Raw genomic sequence first — 22016 nt, forward strand, 5'->3', positions numbered from 1 at the left:
GAACAAGGGCCGATCGGATGGATGGCCGGTCGATCAACTGATGCGCTGTACCAATTCCTTCAATTCACCAAAATCTTTGACGCGATGGAAGTTGGCATTCCCCATGAAGGCCGAGAAATCCGTGTCGCCATAGCCCGCCACCTGCGCACCGGCACCCAGCCCGGCCTCGACGCCCGGTATGCTGTCTTCCACCAGCAGGCACTGAGTCGGCGGCAGGCCCAGCAATTCTGCAGCGTGTTCGATCAGTATCGGGGACGGTTTCCACGATTGCACTTCATAGGCACTGACGATCAGGCCATGGAACACGTCCAGCAGGCCGACGGTGCTCAGACAGGTTTCGATCTTGCTGCGCGGGCCGTTGGAGGCGACACATTTAGGCAGCGACAGGTTGCGCACGAACTCGACCGCGCCGGGCATTTCTTCCAGCCGTTCCCGCAGCAGCGGCAGGGTGCGCGCGCGGAATTCGGTTTCGATGTCGTCGCTTGGCAGCCACGGATAGTCGCGGCACAGGCCTTCCAGGCACAGCGCAAACTGCACGCCACGAAAGCGTTGCAGCACTTCGTCAACGGTCAGCAACACCTGGTGTTTGTTGAGGATGTCGCGCAGCAAGCCGGCGGCGAGCCGTTCGCTGTCAACCAGGGTTCCGTCGCAGTCAAAAATGACGCCGGCAATATTCAAACAGGGTTCTCCTTCTTTCTCGATCAGGTTGCTTGATCGGAATGCATGTGCAGATGTCTGGAATCCGGGTAGGGGCTGTTCGACCGGCATTATCCCGAAAAGTTGGCATCGATGTTCGGGCACTGACTTACGGTACGGCCTGTTCAGTCCACCCTACGGCAGTGCAGGCCTTTGAACATTAGTGCGAGCAGGCCGACGGCTTGATCGTCAGGCCTGCACATGAAGCGCCGGTTACAGCTCGACCGGCGTGACCAGCGTCCCTTTCTCGAAATGACCACTGACGTTGGCGAACACCAGATCGGCCATGGCCTGGCGCGTTTCGTAGGTCCCCGAGCCGATGTGCGGAGTGAGCACCACGTTGTCCAGCTTCAACAGCTCGGCTGGCACGTTGGGTTCGTCTTCGAACACGTCGAGGCCCGCGCCGGCGATTTCCGAGGCCAGCAGCGAGGCCACCAGGGCCTTCTCGTCGACAACGCTGCCGCGAGCGACGTTGATCAGAAACGACTTGGGTCCGAGCGCCCTGAGCACTTCGGCGTCGATCAGGTGCTGGGTGTCCGGGCCGCCGGGGACGATGACAATCAGGTAGTCCGAGTCCTGAGCCAGGTGCTGAAGGTTGTCGTAGTGCTGGTAGGACACATCGTCATAGGCCCGACCACGGCGGAAGTAGGCGATGTTCATCTCGAACGCAGCAGCACGTTTGGCGATGGTCTTGCCGATCTTGCCCAGACCGACGATGCCGCAGGTCTTGCCGCACAGGTCGTTGCCCAGGGGAAATTTGCCGTTGGGCCACTGGCCGGCCCGCACGAAGCGCTCCGCTTCGCTGATGCGCCGGGATACGCCGAGCATCAGCGCCATGGCGGTTTCGGCGACGGCGTTGTTGAGCACGTCGGGGGTGTTGCTCAGTTTGATGCCACGGCGCGCCAGGTACTGAGTGTCGACCGCGTCATAGCCGACGCCGAAGCTGTTGACCACCTCCAGATTCGGCAGGCGATCGAGAATGGCGTTGTCGGTGCCGAACACGCCGCTGGTGACGACGCCGCGCACCTTGGTCCCGTGCTGGTCGGCCCAGGTGTCGATGTCGTTGATGTCGGCGAGTTTGTGCACGCGGTAATCGCGCTCGAGGTTTTGCATCAGCGAGGCGTGCATCGGGCCCCAGACCAGAATGTCGGCTTTCTTGTCACTCATTGTGTTCTCCTTCGTCAGGCCAGATAGGTGTCGGTACTCAGCACCTCGGCATAGGCAAAGCCTAGCGCTGACATGAATGCGGCGTGAACCTGAGCGGCAGGCACTACGCTGCCTTCGAATTCCAGGTCGCGGCTGGCGCAGGCGTCGTGGATGACTTTGACGCTGTAACCGAGGTCCGCCGCCGCACGGGTGGTGGCGTCGATGCACATGTGGCTCATGGAACCGATGATGACCAGGTTCTCGATGCCTTTGTCTTTGAGCAGCGCTTGCAGCCCGGTTTCGCGGAACGAGTTGGGGAAGTGCTTGAGCACCACCGCTTCGCTTTCAAGGTTCAGGACTTTGGGGTGCAGCTTTGCGCCATCGGAGCCAGGGGTGAAGAAGGGGGCGTCGGCGCCTGATTCATGGCGGATGAACACGACCAGATCCCCGGCGTCCCGAGCGGCCTGAATCACCTTGGCGGCGTTGTCAGCGGCGGCATCCGCGCCTGCGAGGGGCCATTTACCGCCGGGAAAGTAGTCGTTCTGGATATCGACTACGATGAGCGCTGTGGTGGACATTCGGGCTTCCTTGTTGAATGGGTAGGGTGGGTCAGAGTAATGCCTGCCCGAGCGTAGGGCCACTCCCGCTTCACAGGTTGAACGCGATGCTTTTTGTAGGGCCGTATCCAGCCCTGTTTGAATCAGCAGCGCTCCCCGCTGTCCATAGCCCGCCACCCCGTTTGAGTAACCAGCGAGAAGTCATGCCCGTGAATGGAATCAGCCGCCACCTCCATGCCCTAGCCAGCCTGATCCTGCTGGCGGTCCTCGCCGGTTGCAGCGCGCAACGCAGCCAGGAACCCGCGCCGGAACCCTCGGTGGTGCGCAGTGAAATCGTGCGGTTGTTGCCCGCCACTGTCGCCGACCGCCAGGGCTGGGCCCAGGATATTCAGCGGGCATTCGAGGCGCAGCAGATCAACCCCAGCGTTGAAAACCTCTGTTCCGTGCTGGCCGTGACCGAGCAGGAATCCAACTTCCAGGTTGACCCGGCCGTCCCCGGCATGGGCAAGATCGCCCAGGATGAAATCGACCGTCGCGCCAGCAAGGCGCACATCCCCAACCTGCTGGTGCGCAGCGCACTGGACATCCGCTCCTCGACCGGCAAGACCTTCAACGAACGCCTCAGCGCCGCCCGCACGGAAAAAGACCTGAGCGCGATCTTCGATGACTTCATCGGCATGGTGCCGCTGGGTCGTACCCTGTTCGGCAATTTCAACCCCGTGCACACCGCAGGGCCCATGCAGGTCAGCATCGAATTTGCCGAGCGGCAGGCCCGGGATTATCCGTATCCGGTCGAGGGTTCTATTCGCCATGAAGTGTTCAGCCGTCGCGGCGGCATGTACTTCGGCATCGCCCACCTGCTGGGTTATCCGGTCAGCTATGACAGGCCGCTGTACCGCTTTGCCGACTTCAACGCCGGCTGGTACGCCAGCCGTAATGCGGCATTCCAGAGCGCTGTGGCGCGGGTGTCCGGCAAACGTCTGGCGCTGGATGGCGACCTGATCAGCTACGGTTTCGGCCCGGCGCTGGGGCAGACCGAACTGGCGGTTCGCAGCCTCTACCCGCAGCTGGACATGCGCAACACGACCATCCGCAGCCAGTTGGAGAAGGGCGAAACCCTGGCCTTCGAAGACACCGAGCTGTACGCGAAGATTTTCGCCATGGCCGACAAGGCCGCCGGCAAGCCGCTGCCGAGGGCGATTCTGCCGGGCATCGTGCTGGAAAGTCCGAAGATCACCCGCAAGCTGACCACGGCCTGGTTCGCCCAGCGGGTGGAAGAGCGGCGGGTTCGCTGCATGGCGCGGGCGTCCGGGTCATTGAAGTGAGGGCGTGATTTTCAAAAGCTTCCCGGCTAAAGCCGGTCCCACATTCAATTTGCAGGAGGCACCCTTGTGAGCCGTGACATCGAAACACCGATCATCATCACCAGCAGCAATCCGGTGGCCGAAGAGCAGGCCGCGGATGCTCAGGTCGCTGACGCCATGCTGTTCGGATCGCCGAAAGACCGGCTGGACTTCTACCGCAAGGAAATCCAGTACGAGACGGCCATCCTCTCCAACCGCACCAACGCCTATTTGTCCGCGCAATCGTTTCTGGTGATCGCCTTCGCCTCGTCGATGGCTAACCTTAATCCGGAGTGGGGCAAGATGTTCACGCTGGTGGTGCCGCCATTCCTGACACTGCTCGGGCTGATCAGCTCCATGCACGCCTGGCCCGGCATCCGCGCCGCTTACGAAATCATCGATCACTGGCATTTCAAGCAGGCTCAATTGCTCAGCAGCCAGCCGGCCATGGGGCTCGCCTACGACGACTCGCCCCTATTCAGCGAGCACGAATCCAGCGAGAAGGGCTATCGTAAATCGCTGATGTTCTCCATGCGCACGCCGTGGCTGTTCACTGTGTTCTGGTTTTTGCTGGGGGCCTTTTCCATCTATGTTCAAGTGGTCGACAGCGTGTTTTAAGGCCGTGACGCTCGCGCTGATACAGAAACAGCAAAAACGGACTGATGTTACCTTGACACCAAGTCACGGCAGGCGTATTTCGTCTGCCCGGTTCACGCCCGTTGCAGCGCCTGCAAACCCGTTAGCCAGACAGCCTGTTGGTCCGCGCCTTGCAACAACTTGCCGCTCAGCGTTCTGTGCTGTTTTTTTGACCATTCCCCATATTTCACAGGCCCGCTCAAGTCGACCAACTCTAACTCTCGACGTGCACTCACTGGAGCCACCCTCATGGCAGCATTGCAACAAATCACCGTTGACGCGCTCAAGCGCTCGGAATCCCAGCTTGCCGTTCAGTGGCACGCCGACCTGGAAGCCAGCGGCGCGACCCGCAATCTCAAAACCGAAGAGATCCGCCAGCAAGTTACCGACTTCCTGCGCCTGCTGACGTCGACCCTTGAGAAGGGTGGCTCGGTCAACATCACCACCACCGAGTGGGATGACGTTCGCCACTTCCTGGAAAAACTCTCCAGCCAGCGTGCGTTGGCCGGTCAGGATTCCCAGCAGACCGCCAGCTTCATCTTCGCCCTCAAAGGCCCGTTGTTCACACAACTGCAGCGCGACTTCGCCGACCAGCCCGCGCTGGTTGCCGAGCAAGTGATGCAGATTTCCGAACTGCTCGATGGCCTCGGCCTTCACACCATTCGCACCTATCAGAAGTCCCGCGAGGCGGTGATCAAGCGTCAGCAGGAAGAGCTGCTCGAGCTGTCCACCCCCGTGGTGAAACTGTGGGACGGCGTTCTGGCGTTGCCGATGATCGGCACGCTGGATTCGCAACGCACCCAAGTGGTCATGGAATCGCTGTTGCAGCGCATCGTCGACACCGGCGCGGAAATCGCGATCATCGACATCACCGGCGTGCCGACCGTCGACACCCTGGTGGCCCAGCACTTGCTCAAGACCGTCACGGCGATTCGCCTGATGGGCGCCGATTGCATCATCAGCGGTGTGCGTCCGCAGATTGCCCAGACCATCGTGCACCTGGGCCTGGATCTGCAAGGCGTCGTCACCAAAGCCAACCTCGCCGACGCGCTGGCACTGGCCCTGCGCCGTCTCGGCGTCACAATTACCAAGGCGGTATGAGCCCATGGAGCGCATCCCGATTCTGCAGATGGGCGACTTTCTGCTCGTCACTATCCAGGTGGACATGCATGACCAACTGGCGATGACGCTGCAGGACGATCTGTCCGAACGCATCAGCCGTACCTCGGCCCGTGGCGTGCTCATCGACATCTCCGCACTGGACATGGTCGATTCGTTCATTGGCCGGATGATCGGCATGATTTCCGGCCTGTCGCGGATCATGGACGCCGAAACCGTGCTGGTGGGCATGCAGCCTGCTGTCGCCATCACCCTGGTCGAACTGGGCATGACCCTGCCGGGCGTCAGCACTGCGCTGAACGTCGAGCGCGGCATGAAACTGCTGCGCGAGAGAGCCTATTCCCAATGAGCGTGCGCAGCAGCGGCACTCAACCCATTCGCATCGAGCAGGATGTCGTGCTGGCCCGCCAGACCACTCGCAAGCTGGCTCAGGAATGCGGCATGCGCCTGATCGACCTGACCAAACTGGTGACAGCGGTCAGCGAGCTGGCGCGCAACACCATGGTCTATGGCGGCGGCGGTGACATGGACTGGCAGATCATCGAGGACGGCGTGCGCGTTGGCCTGAGCCTGACCTTTCGCGACGAAGGTCCGGGGATTCCCGACCTGAAGCTGGCGATGACCGACGGCTGGACCTCCGGCGGCGGTCTGGGCCTTGGCCTGACCGGTGCCAAGCGGCTGGTGGACGACTTCGAGCTGGACACCGCGCCCGGCGCAGGCACCCGTGTGACGATCTGCAAATGGACGTGAGCCTGCACAGCCACTTGACTCAGGTGTTGCCGATCGAGGACATCAGTCAGGTCGGCCACGCCCGACGCACCGCGCAAAAGCTCGCCGAACAGGCCGGCTTCGACGAGGCCGACTGCGGCCGCGTTGCGCTGGTCACCACGGAGCTGGCGAGCAACATTCTCAAGCACGCGCAGAGCGGCGAATTGCACGTGCGTGTGCTGCCCGGCGATGTCTCCGGCGACGCATCGGCTGCGGTGCCGGGCGTCGAGATCATTGCCATCGACCGGGGCAAGGGGTTCGACGTGCAGAGCTGCATGGCCGACGGCTTTTCCAGCCGTGGCACCCAGGGCATCGGCCTGGGGTCGATTCTGCGTCAGGCGCAAGTGTTCGACGTGCACAGCGACGCTCGCGGCAGCGCGCTTCTGGCGCGTTTCTTTCCGCGCAAAAGCGTGGTGAAGGACCTGCGCTTGGGCATCACGCAGCAGTCGCTGCACGATGACCCGGCCTGTGGCGATGTGTGGGAAGTTGCGGTCAAGGGCCAACAGGTGGCGATCATGATGATCGACGGCCTGGGCCATGGCCCTGAGGCCGAAGAGGCCGGGATGGCCGGTGCCCGGGCGTTCATACGCAACCCGTTCGCCGATCCTAGTGTGCTGCTGGAAGACCTGCACTTCGACATGCGCGGCAGCCGGGGCGGCGCGGCTGCCCTGGCGCTGTTTGACGGCGCGTCGGGCAAGCTGCGCTTTATCGGCATCGGCAATATCGGCGCGACGCTGATCGGCGACGACAAAACCCGGGGCATACCCTCGCACCCGGGCATTGTTGGCCTGCAATACCGGAAGATTCCGCCGATCGACTACGCCGACTGCACCGGTCAGTTGCTGATCATGTTCAGCGACGGCCTGCAATCGCGCTGGAATCTTCGCGACTATCCGGGTCTGATGTACCGACACCCGGCGATCATTGCAGCGGTGTTACACCGCGATTATTGCCGGGGCAGGGACGACGTAACGGTATTGGTGATGGCTCTGGAGACGCTCGATGACTGACAACACTGCCCGCGAGACGCTCGAGGGCTCCCCCGCACTGGCGACCGAACTCGAGCTCCAGCGCGTGCGAGCCGAAGCGGCAGCCCTTCGCGCCGAGCTCGACGAGACGAACCAGGGCGTACTTGCCCTGTACGGCGAGCTCGACATGCAGGCCGAGCAGCTGCGCCAGGCGTCTGACCTGAAAAGCCGTTTTCTGGCCTACATGAGCCATGAGTTCCGCACGCCGCTGGGTTCGATCCTGAGCATCGCCAGCCTGCTGTCCGACGAGTTGGACGGCACGTTGAGCCCGGAACAGCACAAGCAGGTCGCCTTTGTCAGCAACGCCGCGCGGGAATTGAGCGACATGGTCGATGACCTGCTCGACCTGGCGAAGATCGAAGCGGGCCGCATTTCCATCTCGCCGGCGTGGTTTGACATGTTCGATCTGTTTTCGGCGCTGCGCGGGATGTTCCGGCCTATCGTCGACACCTCGGCCGTGGACCTCATCTTCGAAGAGCCCGCGGGTCTGCCGAGGCTCTACACCGATGATCAGAAGCTCGGGCAGATCCTGCGCAACTTCATTTCCAACTCCCTGAAATTCACCCAGCGCGGCGAAGTACGGGTGTCGGCGCGGCTGGAGTCCGAGGACTCGATTCGCTTTGCGGTGACCGACACCGGCATCGGTATTCCTCAGGAGCTCCACGGCGCGCTGTTCGAAGATTTCATTCAGGTCGACTCGCCGCTGCAAAAACGCCTGCGCGGGACGGGGCTGGGTTTGTCCCTGTGCAAACGCTTTGCCGAATTGCTCGGTGGCCACGTGGGCGTGGAGAGCGAGCCCGGTGTCGGCTCGACGTTTTATGTGGTGATCCCGTTGGCACTGGCCCAGGAGCCTGCGGATGAAGCCTGAAACCCGGCTGCTGATCGTTGATGACAACACCGCGACCCGCTACGCCCTGCGTCGACGCATGGAGCGCCAGGGCTTTGTGGTATCGGAAGCCGGCACCGGCACCGAAGGCCTTGCGCTGATCGCCGAGCGGATCCCCGACGCGCTGATTCTCGACGTCAACCTGCCGGACATGAGCGGCTTCGACATCGTTCGGCAGTTGCGCGCTGCGCCCCGCACGGCGCTGTTGCCGGTGGTCCACGTCTCTGCGGCCTCGATCCAGACCGGCGACATCGTGACCGGCCTTGAAGCCGGCGCGGACGCGTATCTGGTGCACCCGGTCGACCCCGACGTGCTGCTCGCCACCCTGCGCACACTGCTGCGGGTGCGTGACACCGAATACGCGTTGCGCGACAGCGAAGAGCGCTTTCGCGAAATTTTCGCCAACGTCTCGGCGCCGATTGCGGTGATGGACGGCCATCTGAAAGTCCACGAAGCCAACCATGCCTTTGCCCAGTTGCTGGGGCAGGCCGCTGGCGACAACTCGGTGCTGCGCAGCTTCAGCGAAGACCAGGGCTCGGCGCTGGACGGGCTGCGTGAAGCGCTGGAAGCGGGCGAGCGCTGGATGGGCACGCTGAGCATGCGGGTCAAGGGCGAGCTGCGCGAAACCGAATGGCAGGTGTCGCCGTATCGGGTCAGCGGCATGAGCCTGGTCTTCATCGAAGACGTCACCGAGCACCGCCGCCGCGAACAGTCGCATCTGCAGCAGCTGGACTCGGTCAACAGCCGGCTCGCCCACGAAGTCGCCGAGCGCGCCCGGACCGAAGAGCAGTTGCTGCAGGCGCAGAAAATGGACGCCATCGGCAAGCTCACCGGCGGCATCGCCCACGACTTCAACAACCTCTTGACGGGCATCGTCACCGGGCTTGAGCTGATCAAGAAGCGCACCGAAGACGGTCGCACCGAAAAAGTCATGACCTACGCCGATGCCGCATTGGCGTCGGCGAAAAGCGCGTCGGCATTGACCCATCGTCTGCTGGCCTTTGCTCGCCAGCAGCCCCTCGACACCCGCGCTGCGGACGTCAATCAGTACGTGCGCTCCCTCGAAGACCTGCTGGGCCGCACCATCGGCAAAGGTATCTGCCTGACCCTTGAGCTGACGTCGCGCAGCGCCGTGGCGATGGTCGACGCCGGCCAGCTCGAAAGCGCCGTGCTCAATCTGGTGATCAACGCCCGTGACGCGCTGCCAGCGGGCGGCAACATCTGGATCAGTACCTTCGAGACCTATTCCCAGGGTCATTCCCGCATGGCGGACGGCGCGTACATTGCCCTGACCGTGCGCGATGACGGCGTCGGCATCGAGCACCATCTGATCGATAAAGTGTTCGACCCGTTCTTCACCACCAAGCCCATCGGCCAGGGCACCGGCCTAGGCCTGTCGACGATCTATGGTTTCGCCCGCCAGTCGGGTGGCGACGTGCAGATTCGCAGCGTTGTCGGCCACGGCACCGAGGTTACGCTGCTGCTGCCGGCGGCGGACGAGCAGCGCGTCGAGCCGCAGCAGCCTGCCGCCGTCGTCGCGCAGGGGGCAGGGGAGCACGTACTGATCGTTGAAGACACGGCCTCGGTGCGCATGTTCGTCAATGAAATCCTCACCGATGCCGGTTATCGCTGCACCCCGGTTGCCGATGTCGGCACGGCGCTGTCCTGCCTTGAGCACGACAGTACCATCGACCTGTTGCTGACCGATGTGGGCATGCCCGAGATGAATGGCCGCGAGGTGGCCCAGCGCGGCCGAAGCTGGCGTCCCGACCTGCCGGTGCTGTTCATGACCGGCTACGCCGAGAACGCGCTCAATCGTCAGGACTTTTTGGGCGAACGGATGGACATGATTCTCAAACCCTTCCAGTTGGTGGAGTTTCTGTCGAAAGTAAGGGCCATGGTCGACAGCTGAATGCGAATGAATGGTTTTTTTCTCGTGAATCAGTCAGTTCGGAGTATTTGAGCCGGTCGGTTTTTGTTACCGTGTGTGGCATCCCCATCCGTGCCGCCTTTCCGGCACATATTACCGACGCCGTTTGCCCAAACGTTGACGGTGAAGGAGCGAGACCTTGACCCTTAGCGACGACGACGGCCTTCAGGGCGCGATTGAGCATTGCGCGCGTGAACCGATCCAGATCCCCGGCAGCATTCAGCCCCACGGCTTTCTGCTGGTCATCGACGAAGCGGCTTCGACCATCATTCAAGTCAGTGCCAATGTCAGCGACTGGCTCGGGCTGGAGCCTCAGTCGTTGATCGGCGCCACCCTCACCCGCGTGTTCGCCGAGCCCGAGCGGCTGCTCCAACGGCTGCAAGCGCTGCCTGAAGAAGAACAGAACCCGTTCCACATCGGTGATGTGCGGTTCCTCTCAGGTTCCAGCACGGCTCGCCCAATGACCATGATGGTTCATCGTCACGATCAGGTCCTGATCGCCGAGTTCGAGCCGGCCGGTGACATGACCGGCGCCTACGGCAATGTTTACCCGCTGATGCGCGGGTTCATCAGCCAGATGACCGTAGACGAAAGCATCGAAGCGCTGTGTCAGCGATCGGTCTCCGAGGTCAAGCGCATCACCGGCTTCGGTCGGGTCAAGGCCTACCACTTCGATGTCGATGGAAACGGCCTGGTCAATGCCGAAGCGGCAGATGACGACTATGAAAGCCTGCTCGGCCTTAGCTTCCCGGCGTCTGACGTGCCTGCGCAGGCCCGGGCGCTGTATCTGGCCAACCGTATTCGCGTCATTGAAAACGCCAACTACCAGCCATCGCCGCTGTTACCCGCCAACAATCCCCTGACCGGCGCACCGCTGGACTTGACGTTCGCCACGTTGCGCAGCGTGTCGCCGGTGCATCTGCAGTACATGCGCAACATGCAGACGATGGCCTCGATGTCGATCTCCATCGTGGTGCGCGGGCGGTTGTGGGGCCTGATTTCCTGCCACCACGCGACGCCGCGCCGGGTCAGCTTCCAGACCCGGACCGCCTGTGAACTGCTGGGCAGCGTCTTGTCCCTGCAGATCGAGAGCAAGGAAGCCCATGCCGCCAACCAGCGCATGCTCAGCCTGCGCCGACAAATCGTGCAGATGCTCGCGGCCATGGCAGACCTCGACAGCGTGACCGGCGGCCTGCGCGCAATGCCCGAGGTGTTGCTGGGTTTTGTCGGTGCCAGCGGCGCGGCGGTGATTTCCGGCGCCAGCGTCGATGTCTACGGCGAAACCCCCGAGCGCGAGCAGATCGTCAAGCTTGCCGAGTGGCTGAGCGGCCGTGATCCCCACGAGGTCTTCCGCTCCGACAACATCAGCCGCGACATTCCCGAGCTGCCCGTGCTGGCCACCTCGGTCAGCGGCGTGCTGGCGACGGCGATCTCCGAGTTGCATTCCAACTTCATCATCTGGTTCCGGCCCGAGCAGGCTCGCGTGGTCAACTGGGCAGGCAAACCGGAAAAAAGTGTCAGCCCGAGTGGCTCGCTGAACCCGCGTCACAGCTTCGCCCTGTGGCAGCAGACCGTGCGCGGGTTCTCCCGACCGTGGGACGACATGGATTGCGAAGCGGTGATCGAGCTGCGAGCGGCCGTGCTCGGCATCGTCCTGCGCAAGGCTGAAGAAATGGCCGCACTGGCCGATGAATTGAAGAAATCCAACAAAGAGCTAGAAGCGTTTTCCTACAGCGTCTCCCACGACTTGCGCGCGCCGTTGCGCCACATTGCCGGGTACGCCGAGCTGTTGAATGACATCGAAGGCAGCAAGCTGTCTGACCGAGGCGTACGCTTCCTGGAAAACATCAGTGATTCGGCACGATTCGCCGGTACGCTGGTCGACAACCTGCTGAGCTTCTCGCAGATGGGTCGCTCCGCGATGCGTTTCTCCGACGTGGACCTGAATGCGATGGTCGAGTCGATTCGCCGGGAAATGCTGCCTGATTACGAAGGCCGCGCGCTGGAGTGGAAGGTCACCGGTCCACTGCCCGTGGTCATTGCCGATGCGGCGTTCCTGCATTTGGCGATGCGCAACCTGTTGTCCAACGCGATCAAGTACACCCGCAACCAGGACCCGGCAGTGATCGAGGTGGGGAGTTACGAGGAAGACGGCAAGGTCGTGGTGTTCATCCGCGATAACGGCGTCGGCTTCGACATGGCCTACGCCAGCAAGCTGTTCGGTGTGTTCCAGCGCCTGCACCGCATGGAGGAATTCGAAGGCACCGGCATTGGCCTGGCAAGTGTCCGACGGATCATCGAACGCCATGACGGCACTGTGTGGGCGCACAGCCAGTTGGGCCATGGCGCCACTTTTTATTTTGCGCTGCCCAAGCGCGGTTTGACCGTAACTCTTTGAGTGTCGAAGGAGACGCCCAGTGCTTAAACCCATTCTTCTGGTGGAAGACAATCCGAACGATCTCGAGCTGACCCTTGTCGCTCTGGAACGTAGCCAGTTGGCCAACGAAGTTATTGTGTTGCGTGACGGTGCAGAAGCCCTTGATTACCTGCTGCGCCGCAACCACCATCACGATCGCGTGGTGGGCAATCCGGCGGTGATGCTGCTGGACCTGAAACTGCCAAAAGTCGACGGCCTTGAAGTGCTCAAGGTCATCCGCGAAACCGAGGAACTGCGCAGCATTCCCGTCGTGATGCTCACGTCTTCCCGCGAAGAACCCGATTTGGACCGCGCCTACTCGCTGGGTGTGAACGCTTACGTGGTCAAGCCGGTCGAATTCAAGGAATTCGTCTCGGCGATCTCGGATCTTGGCGTGTTCTGGGCAGTCCTGAACGAGCCACCGCCGGGTTCCCTGCGACTCGCCCGTCGCCCGGGCTCCTGAATCCGGCGCTTGCTGGCCTGCGTCAACGCATTCGCGCAAGCCCCTACTGGAACAATGACTTTTATCCATGTCGTTATCGCAGCTTAAATTGCTTTTGGTCGAAGACAGTTCGCTCGATGCGGAGCTGATTCTCCTCACCCTCGAAAACAGTGGGCTGAAGGTCGACGCTACGCTGGTCTACAACCACCAGGACGTCGAACGTGAGCTGACCGCCGCACGTTTCGACCTCATTCTCAGCGATTATCTGTTGCCGGGCTCGTCAGGAGCCGACGTGCTCAATAGCGCGTTGCGGCTGGCCCCGAAGACGCCGTTCATCTTTCTCTCGGGGATCTTCGGCGAGCAGCATGCCGTCGAGATGATGCGCATGGGCGCCATTGATTACGTCCTCAAGCAGAACATGAAAATGCTGCCCAAGGCGGTGGTGCGCGCGGTGTCCGAAGTGCAGGAGCGGGAAAAGCGCCTGTACGCCGAGAAGACGCTGCAAGTCGCGGAAGTGCGTGCGCATCTGGCGATCGAAGCGGCCGACATGGGCGTCTGGACCTACGATCCGCGCACCGACACGCTGCTGTGGGACGAGCGCTGTAAAACGCTTTACGGCGTTGAAGCCGACGCCCACGTTACCCTCGCCCTCATGTTCCTGCTCTGCCATCCGGACGACCGCGACCAGTTGCACAGCAAGGTCATGGCCGCGCTGACGGTGGACACCTCGTTCCAGATCGAGCACCGCCTGATTACCGATGAGGGCGAGGAGCGCTGGGTCTTCGCCAATGGCCGCTCTCTGTTCGAAGACGGCCAGTGCGTGCGCTTTACCGGCGTCATGCAGGACATCACCGAACGCAAAAATGCCACCCAGGCGCTGCTTCAGCTCAATGAAATTCTCGGCGAACGCGTGGTTCAGCGAACCCGCGAGCGTGACCGCACCTGGGAGCTGTCCCGGGAGCTGCTGGGTGTATTGCATTTCGACATGACGCCAATTGCCCTCAACCCGGCGTGGGAGGCGACGCTGGGATGGGGTCGGGATGAGGTCGGCCAGCAGCGGTTGAGCGAATTCATCCATCCGGATGATCTTGCCGCCACGTTGCGCGAGACCGCCAGCATTGCCGACGGCCACGTGACCACGCGCTTCGTCAACCGCATGCGCCATGCCGATGGTGGCTTTCGCTGGCTGTCGTGGACCATCGTGCCGGACGACGGGCTGATGTACGCCGCGGTCCGCGACATCACCGGCGAGCGAGCGGTGGTGGACGAACTGGCGGCGACCAACAAGCGTCTGCGCGATCAGATCAAGGAGCGCGAACGCGTCGAGGCCGCCTTGCAACAGATGCAGCGGCTCGAGGTAGTCGGCCAGTTGACCGCCGGCGTCGCCCACGACTTCAACAACCTGCTGACGGTGATCCTGACCAGCGCGAACTTCCTCAGCCGGGATCTGGAAAAAGGCGTGTTCACCAAGTCGCCGCAGCGCCTGCAGAACATCCGCGAAGCGGGCGAGCGGGGCGCCAAGCTCACCAGTCAGCTGCTGTCGTTCTCCCGTCGCCAGCGCCTGGAGCCCGTTGCGCTGAACCTCAACGACACGATTGACGGCATGCGCGAACTGCTGGGTCGAGCATTGGGCGGCAGCGTCTGGGTGGAAACCGAACTCGCCGAGGACCTGTGGAGCGCGTTGGTGGACCCGACGCAGACCGAGATGATCATCCTCAACCTGGCGATCAACGCCCGGGACGCTATGCCCCAGGGCGGGGAACTGCGCTTGAGCACCTGGAACGAGATGGTTTATCGCCTGCCGTTACGGCAGGAAGATCCGGAGCCCGGCGCGTATGTGGTGTTGTCGGTGAGTGACTCCGGCTGCGGCATGAGCGCGGAAGTCCTGGCCAAGGCCTTCGAACCGTTCTTTACCACCAAGGCGGTGGGCAAGGGCTCGGGGTTGGGTCTGGCGCAGGTGTTCGGCTTCGCCAAGCAGTCCGGTGGCGGCGTGAGCATCGACACCGCCGAAAACGCCGGCACCACGCTGCGGGTGTACCTGCCCAGCGTGGCGCGCACGGCGGTCCCGGTGGTCAGCGCCTCCGACATGCCCGGCCGCGCCGATGCGGACACCAAGCACCGCACGATTCTGCTGGTAGACGACGACCCGGACGTACGCTCGGTGACGGCGATGATGCTGGTCTCGCTGGGGTATTCGGTGGTCGAAGCGGACAGCGGCGACGAAGCGCTGAAGAAGCTCGACCCCGGCATCGAACTGCTGCTGACCGACTTCGCCATGCCTAACATGACCGGTGGCGAGCTGGCGGAAATCGTCCGCCGCGACCACCCGCAGCTGCCGATCATGTTCATCACCGGCTTCGCCGACATCGACATCCTCGACGTTGACCCGAAGCTGATCGTGCAGAAGCCGTACAAGGAAGAGGAACTGGCGAAGAAACTGGCCCGGGTGTTGATGCAGGCGTAGGTCCGGAATTCCGCGGGCTGAAGCCTCTCCCACCGGGATTGCACTCATCTGCAGGGCCTGCGACGGGCTCCCATTGTAGGACCGGCTTTAGCCGGGAAGGCGTCGGTTGCCACACCGCGAGGTTGATGGCGTACGCGCTGGCCTCTTCACGGCTAAAACCGGTCCTGCTCCCGATTGCGCACACCCGCACGGCTCTTGGTTCTGCCGGGATTTTGGGTACGCCGCCATTCCCTGTGGGAGCGAGCTTGCTCGCGAATGGGCTATGACAGGCCGCTGAACATCCATCGGCTGAAACACCCCTCACTCATCCCGCGTCAGCACTTCCAGCAATTCAATCTCAAACACCAGATTCGAATGGGGTTTGATGTGCGCGCCCATCGAACGCTCGCCGTATGCCAGCGCCGCAGGCACCCGCAACGTGCGTTTGCCACCGACCTTCATGCCCATCAGGCCGATGTCCCATCCCTTGATCACTCGACCGGTGCCGATGACGCACTGAAACGGCTTGCCGCGCTCCCACGAGGAATCAAACACGGTGCCGTCTTCCAGGGTGCCGGTGTATTGGGTGGTGATCAGCGCGCCTTTGACGACGGCCTTGCCGGTGCCTTCCTGCAGATCGACGATGCTCAGTTCTTCATTCATGTTCAGGTTTCCACAGCGAGAGGAGGCGGGATGCAGGCTGGCCAAGCGTAAGCAGCCGGGAGATTGGCTAGGTCAAATCGTGCAGGTCTCGACCGAGGGGCGGGGTCAATGACCATTCGGAAAACCTCACCTTTAACCCTTGCCGCTCCGGTGTGCAGCACATAGGACCCACCGTGTAGCGGTCCGCGTCTGGAAAGGGAGCAAGTCGAAGTAGCGGCCAGGTCATTCCGTCGGTGGAGTATTGCAGGCGCAGTACTCCATCGGAAACGGTCACACGAAGCCAGAAATCGGTTGGGTCGCCAGAAAAGCTGCAGGGTGCCCAATCCGACGTGCCGCGTGTCAGCACGCTACTGATCATTGGCATTCCATCGTTATATTCGATTCCTGCCTTCAACCAGGTCTCCTCATTGAGCCTGACCATCATCCCCGCCTGGTCATAGAGCTCGCGAAAATCGGCATTCACTCTGATTTGAGCGGTAAAGCCACCAGTGGTCTCAAACCCCAGGAAATGTCCGCTGTCTCGAATGAACCCGTAATGGGTTTCACGCCAGAAATCGGTTTGAAGGTCAGTCACAATTTCTAACGTGTGTTCAGCGATGCTTTGGCAATGGCTCGGCTTGTTCAGCCATTCGGCAGTCTGCCAAATTGACGCTTCAGCGTTCTGACTGCCCACTTCAACCTGTTTTTTATCCACCAGGCTACCTCCGTCGTTAATAGCTGTATCCAGAAGTGAAGGACTGAATCGAACGCATGATCGCCGCCCCTCGGTTATCGGCGCAAGTGAGACTAGGAACAGCGACAGCTGAGGGCTCGCCGGCAACGCTCCAGACGTGTTATCAGGAAAAAAAACGGCGCGGCCCTTTACAGGGTCGCGCCGTTTTTGTGGGTCTGAGGATTCAGGTCTGACGAATCGGACCTGACGAATCAGGCCCCTTCATCATGCGATGACGTCAGTGCTCCACTCGCCATTCACCAGGCGCTTGAGGCCCAACGGGTTGGCGTTTTGCAGCGCCGCCGGCAGCAGGCTGTCCGGGTAGTTCTGGTAGCAGACCGGGCGCAGGAAACGATCGATCGCCAGGGTGCCTACCGACGTACCGCGCGCATCGGAGGTCGCCGGGTAAGGACCGCCGTGAACCATGGCATCGGACACTTCAACACCGGTTGGGTAGCCGTTGACCAGGATACGGCCGACTTTCTCTTCCAGCACCGGCACCAGCCACTGGTACTTCTGCAGGTCGGCGGTTTCGCCGATCAGCGTGGCGGTCAACTGGCCGCGCAGGGCCAGCAGTGCGGCTTTCAGTTCAGCGTCGTCCGCCACTTCGATCAGCAGCGTGGTCGGGCCGAATACTTCTTCCTGCAGCAATTCGTCGCCGTTGAGCAACATGCTGACGTCGGCCTTGAACAGCTGAGCCTGGGCCTGCTTGCCTTCCTGCGGCTTGCCGGCCAGGTGCGTGACGCTCTTGTGCGCCAGCAACTTCTCGACGCCTTTGCTGTAGCTGCGCAGGCCGCCTTCGTTGAGCATGGTCTGAGGTGGCTGACCGCCCATGTGCTCGGTCAGCTGCTCGGTGAACGCGGTCAGGGCAGGGGAGCGAATGCCGATGACCACGCCCGGGTTGGTGCAGAACTGACCTGCGCCCATGACCACGGAAGCGGCGAGTTCGCCAGCGATGGCAGTGCCGCGCGCCGTCAGCGCGCCTGGCAGCAGGACCACCGGGTTGATGCTCGACATTTCGGCGAAGACCGGAATCGGCTGCGGACGCTCGGACGCCAGTTTGCACAGGGCATTGCCGCCGTGCAGCGAACCAGTGAAGCCGACCGCTTGAATGGCCGGGTGCTTGACCAGGCCTTCGCCGACGCCGCTGCCGAAGATCATGTTGAACACGCCTTTTGGCATACCGGTTTTTTCGGCAGCGCGAATGATAGCGTTGCCCACCAGATCAGCCGTCGCCATGTGGCCGCTGTGGGCTTTCACCACAACCGGGCAACCGGCAGCCAGTGCCGAAGCGGTGTCGCCGCCGGCGGTGGAGAAGGCCAGCGGGAAGTTGCTGGCGCCGAACACGGCCACCGGGCCGACGCCGATGCGCTGCTGGCGCAGGTCGACACGTGGCAGCGGCTTGCGATCCGGCAGGGCTTGATCGATACGCGCGCCAAGGAAGTCGCCGCGGCGCAGGACTTTGGCGAACAGGCGCATCTGGCCGGAAGTACGGCCACGCTCGCCCTGGATACGACCGGCCGGCAGCGCGGTTTCCTGGCAGACGAGGGCCACGAAGTCATCGCCCAGGGCGTCGAGTTCGTCAGCGATGGCATCAAGGAACTCGGCGCGACGGGCCGGGCTCAACTGGCGGAATTCAAGAAAGGCGTCTTTGGCGGCCGAGGCAGCGGCGTCGATTTCCGCGTCGGTGGCCTGATGGAAGGTGTAGGGCAGTGCTTCGCCAGTGGTGGCGTCGAGGCTTTTATGGCGTGCTTCGCCGAGGCCACTGCGGGCGCCGCCGATGAAGTTCTGACCGAGAACGGTAGGCATCTGCTTCTCCTGTTATTTTTGGGGCGAATCGATCAGGCATTTAGCCTGATGGGGAATTCGAAATCGTATGAAGCGTAGCGGCGACAAGCTCAGCGGCTCATCGCAAAGTCGACAGTCATCATACAACTGCATTTTTTCAGCCGCAAGGCGCGCAGCCGTGAGGGGGGCTGAGCAATGCCCGGCCATCAAAATAGCCGGGCATTGAGCGGTGATCAACATGCGTCAGGTAGTCATACCCGACCCATAAGTCGATCAGGCGTTCGGCTCATCCGTGTTGATGTACTCGGGCACCTTGGCCAGCGGCAGGCGACGAGCTTGCTCGATGCTGATGCCCGGGCGTTCCGGCAGGGGCTCGAGCTTCTGCGGCTGGCCGGTGGTCAACGCGCGTTCGATGGCCTCGACCACCCGCACGTCGCGCCAGCCTTCGTCGCCGTCCGGCTCCGGCTCGCGGTCCTGCAGGATGCAGTCGGAGAAGTACTGGGTCTCACCGCCGAACTGGTCGACCACAGGGTGGGTGTGCTCGGTGGTCTGGCCGTCGATGATCGCCCGGTAACCGATCGCCACGCCTTCGCCGAAACCGAAGCAGGGCGAGGCTTCAAACTCACCCTTGGTGCCGATCAGCTGGAAACGCTCGGTGGACGGCAGGCTGTAGCTCACGGTGAAAGTGGCCAAGCGTTCTTCGGCAAAGCGCAGTGTGACGTTGACCGTGTCGAAGGTGTTGATTTCGCGGCCCGGCGTCTTGATGCCGACGGCGTGAACTTCAATCGGTTCGGCGGCAAACAGGTTGCGCACGGCGTTGATCGGGTACGGGCCCATGTCGGCAACGGGACCTGCGTCGAAGCCGCTCTGCATGCGGTGGTTGGCCGGGTCGGTGGTCTGAGCGAAGGTCGCGGTGAACAGGCGCAGATCGCCGAGGTCGCCGGCGCGCACGCGGTGGACCATTTCGACAGTGCCGGGCTCGAAGTGCAGGCGGTAGGCGACCATCAGTTTGGCGCCGGAGCGCTTGGCGGCTTCGGCGATGGCCAGGCAGTCTTCTTCGTTGGCGGCCATGGGCTTTTCGAGCAGCACGTGGATGCCGGCTTCGAGTGCCGGAACGGCGAATTCGCGATGGCGGAAGTTGGGGGTTGCCAGGTAGATGGCGTCGATTTCGCCGGAGTTGAGCAGGGTGTCGAATTCGTCGTAGTGGTAGCTTTTGAGGTCGTAGAGTGCCGCGAGTTGGTCGGCCTTGATGGGGTCGCCGGTGACGAGGGCGGTCATGACGGAGTTGTCGGTTTGTTCGAGTCCCGGCATGAATGCGCCTTGGGAGATCCAGCCTCCAGCGACCACTGCGTAGCGGATTTTGCCGTTTGCGTCTGGCATGTATAAGCCTCCATTTCTCAGCGGACGGTGTGTCCGGCAGCTCTGTAGTCGGCAGGTTCCGGGGTGAGAAGTTCCATTGGATTGTGTCAGCCGGACCTGTGGCGTGGCTTATTGCGCCAGGATCAAGATCGTCTGCCTGGGGGCAGACTGTTTCGCCTTCGGCGAGTTACTTGGAAAAGCACCCCAAGTAACCAAGGGTGCTTGCTCTCGGTTGGGCCCGACTTCGTCGGGTTCCTTCACTCCGGTCTCGCTCCGTGGGCCCGCGCCGAACGGGCATCCATGCCCTGACGGCGCTCTCGCCGCATCCATGCGGCTCGGCCCACTCCGCGAGACCTGCGTTCAGCCTGCACCCAAGTCGCGATTGGCGGTGTCTGGGCTTTTTGCGCACGAAGATCAAGATCAAAAGCTTCCCGGCTGACGCCGGTCCCACAGGGTGTACGCGGTCTGCTTTTAGTCTTGATCGTTCCCACGCTCTGCGTGGGCATGCATCCCATGACGCTGCGCGTCACCGGTCTCACTGATGCAACGCGCGCTGTCAGTGGGACCGGCTTTAGCCGGGAAGGGGCCGGTGGGAGCGCCTTCGATTTCCCCCATCAACCAAACCCCATCAACAGATCCCGCAACCGGTCCAGCGCCGGGTCGATGTCGAGCAGGTCAATCGCACCGAAGCCCAGCATCAGGCCGTCGCGCGGGGGCGCTTCGCTGTAGAAACCGTGGAGGGGGTAGAGGCCCAGCGCGGTATCCCGGGCGCGGTCGACCAGGATGTGCAGGTCGATCGCAGGCAGCAGCGAGGGCTTGAGCATTACCGCCATGTGAAACCCCGCCGTGCACGGAATGGTTTCCAGCCAGGGCGCCAGATCACCGGCGATGCGCGACAGGATGCGTTCGCGGCGCCCGGCGTAGGTGCTGTGGCAGCGGCGGATGTGTTTGTTGAGCAGGCCTTCGCTGATGAATTTGCTCAGCGCCCATTGCGGCAGGGTCGAGGTGTGCCAGTCGGTCAGTTGCTTGGCCTTGATCACCGCTTCGAGGATCGCCGCCGGCAGCACGGCGTAACCCAGGCGTAGTTCGGGCAGCAGGGTTTTCGAGAAGGTGCCGACGTAGGCGACGACGCCGTGCTCGTCCATGCTTTGCAGCGAGTCAGTGGGACGGCCTTCGTAGCGGAACTCGCTGTCGTAGTCGTCTTCGATGATGATCGCGCCGATCCGCCGGGCCTTCTCCAGCAGGGCGTGGCGGCGCGCGAGGCTCATGGGCATGCCCAGCGGCATCTGGTGGGACGGGGTGACGTAGATGGCGCAGACATTGTCGGGAATCTCATCGACGATGATGCCTTCGCTGTCGACCGACACGCCGGTCACCTCCGCCCCTTGGGCGGCAAACAGCAGGCGCGCGGGTGTGTAGCCGGGATCTTCAACGGCCACCCGGCTGCCGGGTTCGATCAGTACGCGAGCGATCAGGTCCAGGGCCTGTTGCGCGCCATTGCATACCACCACGTCATCGGCCACACAGCGGACGCCGCGGGCAAAGGCGATGTGCCCGGCAATGGCGGCGCGCAGGGCGGGCAGGCCTTCGGGCTGGCTGTAGAAGCCGCGTTCGGTGGACATCTGCCGCACCGCGTGGTGCACGCAGCGCCGCCATTCGTCATGGGGAAATTGGGTTTTCGCCGTCGCGCCGCCGAGAAAATCGTAGCGCAGGGTACCCGCGCGGGTCGGGTGGCGCAGGGGCAGGGAGATGCGCTCCCATTTCGCCACGATGTGGGCGCTGGCCAGCTGCGAAGGCGCCGGCCGAGTCGGGCTGTAAGCGCTCAAGGCGTTGACGAACGTGCCGCTGCCGACCTTGCCGACGAGGTAGTTTTCGTAGGTCAGTCGGCTGTAGGTGTCGGAAATGGTTTTGCGCGACAGCCCCAGTTGCGCCGCCAGCAGGCGACTGGGCGGTAATTGAACACCTGCCGCCAGCCGGCCGGACACGATACTGTCGCGCAGCTGTTCATAAACTTGATGGGCGAGGTCCTTGCGGCCCTCGATAACGATGTGTAATTCCACGCAAACCCCTGAACAGCGCCGACG

General features: G+C 62.5%; 19 protein-coding genes. 11 read left to right on the forward strand and 8 right to left on the reverse strand.

Annotation, left to right across the window (positions count from 1 at the left end):
- Positions 1-33 precede the first annotated feature (33 nt).
- The 3 genes from ABEH28_RS10120 to ABEH28_RS10130 all read right to left on the reverse strand — a co-directional run bounded on the left by ABEH28_RS10120 (position 34) and on the right by ABEH28_RS10130 (position 2420).
- Positions 34-678: an HAD-IA family hydrolase gene (locus ABEH28_RS10120; protein ID WP_346626264.1), complete on the reverse strand. Its 645-nt coding sequence runs from the start codon at positions 676-678 to the stop codon at positions 34-36.
- 231 nt (positions 679-909) lie between these two features.
- Complete coding sequence (locus tag ABEH28_RS10125; RefSeq protein WP_346629832.1) at positions 910-1863, reverse strand: 2-hydroxyacid dehydrogenase; 954 nt, start codon at positions 1861-1863, stop codon at positions 910-912.
- A 14-nt stretch (positions 1864-1877) separates the two neighbouring features.
- Positions 1878-2420 carry a cysteine hydrolase family protein gene (locus ABEH28_RS10130; RefSeq protein WP_346629833.1) on the reverse strand — a complete coding sequence of 181 codons (543 nt, stop codon included), beginning with the start codon at positions 2418-2420 and terminating at the stop codon, positions 1878-1880.
- A 182-nt stretch (positions 2421-2602) separates the two neighbouring features.
- Between ABEH28_RS10130 and ABEH28_RS10135 the strand changes: the two genes are divergently transcribed.
- The 11 genes from ABEH28_RS10135 to ABEH28_RS10185 all read left to right on the forward strand — a co-directional run bounded on the left by ABEH28_RS10135 (position 2603) and on the right by ABEH28_RS10185 (position 15431).
- Positions 2603-3724, forward strand: a complete 1122-nt coding sequence (locus tag ABEH28_RS10135; RefSeq protein ID WP_346629834.1) for a DUF1615 domain-containing protein — start codon at positions 2603-2605, stop codon at positions 3722-3724.
- Positions 3725-3880: 156 nt separating this feature from the next.
- Complete coding sequence (locus ABEH28_RS10140; protein WP_192172290.1) at positions 3881-4360, forward strand: hypothetical protein; 480 nt, start codon at positions 3881-3883, stop codon at positions 4358-4360.
- Positions 4361-4627: 267 nt separating this feature from the next.
- On the forward strand, positions 4628-5479 hold the full coding sequence (locus ABEH28_RS10145) for an STAS domain-containing protein (RefSeq protein ID WP_192172052.1): 852 nt from the start codon (positions 4628-4630) through the stop codon (positions 5477-5479).
- Between the two features lie 4 nt (positions 5480-5483).
- Positions 5484-5846 carry an STAS domain-containing protein gene (locus tag ABEH28_RS10150; protein ID WP_192172051.1) on the forward strand — a complete coding sequence of 121 codons (363 nt, stop codon included), beginning with the start codon at positions 5484-5486 and terminating at the stop codon, positions 5844-5846.
- On the forward strand, positions 5843-6247 hold the full coding sequence (locus ABEH28_RS10155) for an anti-sigma regulatory factor (protein WP_192172050.1): 405 nt from the start codon (positions 5843-5845) through the stop codon (positions 6245-6247). Before ABEH28_RS10150 ends, ABEH28_RS10155 begins: the two co-directional genes overlap by 4 nt.
- On the forward strand, positions 6238-7275 hold the full coding sequence (locus ABEH28_RS10160; protein ID WP_346629835.1) for an ATP-binding protein: 1038 nt from the start codon (positions 6238-6240) through the stop codon (positions 7273-7275). Before ABEH28_RS10155 ends, ABEH28_RS10160 begins: the two co-directional genes overlap by 10 nt.
- Positions 7268-8161, forward strand: a complete 894-nt coding sequence (locus tag ABEH28_RS10165) for an ATP-binding protein (protein WP_192172048.1) — start codon at positions 7268-7270, stop codon at positions 8159-8161. The genes ABEH28_RS10160 and ABEH28_RS10165 overlap by 8 nt, the downstream gene beginning before the upstream one ends.
- A complete protein-coding gene (locus ABEH28_RS10170; protein WP_346629836.1) occupies positions 8151-10091 on the forward strand; it encodes a response regulator in 1941 nt (646 codons plus the stop codon). Before ABEH28_RS10165 ends, ABEH28_RS10170 begins: the two co-directional genes overlap by 11 nt.
- A 157-nt stretch (positions 10092-10248) precedes the next feature.
- Complete coding sequence (locus tag ABEH28_RS10175; protein WP_346626259.1) at positions 10249-12507, forward strand: ATP-binding protein; 2259 nt, start codon at positions 10249-10251, stop codon at positions 12505-12507.
- Positions 12508-12526: 19 nt separating this feature from the next.
- On the forward strand, positions 12527-12988 hold the full coding sequence (locus ABEH28_RS10180; RefSeq protein ID WP_192172045.1) for a response regulator: 462 nt from the start codon (positions 12527-12529) through the stop codon (positions 12986-12988).
- A 67-nt stretch (positions 12989-13055) separates the two neighbouring features.
- Positions 13056-15431, forward strand: a complete 2376-nt coding sequence (locus tag ABEH28_RS10185) for a response regulator (RefSeq protein WP_282373123.1) — start codon at positions 13056-13058, stop codon at positions 15429-15431.
- Between the two features lie 300 nt (positions 15432-15731).
- On the opposite strand, the gene ABEH28_RS10190 is transcribed toward ABEH28_RS10185, so the two are convergent.
- From ABEH28_RS10190 to ABEH28_RS10210, 5 genes are all read right to left on the reverse strand, one after another.
- Positions 15732-16073 (reverse strand): FKBP-type peptidyl-prolyl cis-trans isomerase, encoded by a 342-nt coding sequence (locus ABEH28_RS10190; protein WP_346629837.1) that lies wholly within the window; start codon positions 16071-16073, stop codon positions 15732-15734.
- Between the two features lie 67 nt (positions 16074-16140).
- A complete protein-coding gene (locus tag ABEH28_RS10195) occupies positions 16141-16719 on the reverse strand; it encodes a DUF1349 domain-containing protein (RefSeq protein ID WP_346629941.1) in 579 nt (192 codons plus the stop codon).
- A 291-nt stretch (positions 16720-17010) separates the two neighbouring features.
- A complete protein-coding gene (locus tag ABEH28_RS10200; RefSeq protein ID WP_192172041.1) occupies positions 17011-18594 on the reverse strand; it encodes an aldehyde dehydrogenase (NADP(+)) in 1584 nt (527 codons plus the stop codon).
- A 252-nt stretch (positions 18595-18846) separates the two neighbouring features.
- On the reverse strand, positions 18847-19953 hold the full coding sequence (locus ABEH28_RS10205) for a Gfo/Idh/MocA family oxidoreductase (protein WP_192172040.1): 1107 nt from the start codon (positions 19951-19953) through the stop codon (positions 18847-18849).
- Between the two features lie 593 nt (positions 19954-20546).
- Positions 20547-21992 carry a PLP-dependent aminotransferase family protein gene (locus ABEH28_RS10210; protein ID WP_346629838.1) on the reverse strand — a complete coding sequence of 482 codons (1446 nt, stop codon included), beginning with the start codon at positions 21990-21992 and terminating at the stop codon, positions 20547-20549.
- Between the last annotated feature and the right edge of the window lie 24 nt (positions 21993-22016).

Source organism: Pseudomonas sp. Ps21-P2 (genome assembly GCF_039672565.1).
Taxonomy (GTDB): Bacteria; Pseudomonadota; Gammaproteobacteria; order Pseudomonadales; family Pseudomonadaceae; genus Aquipseudomonas.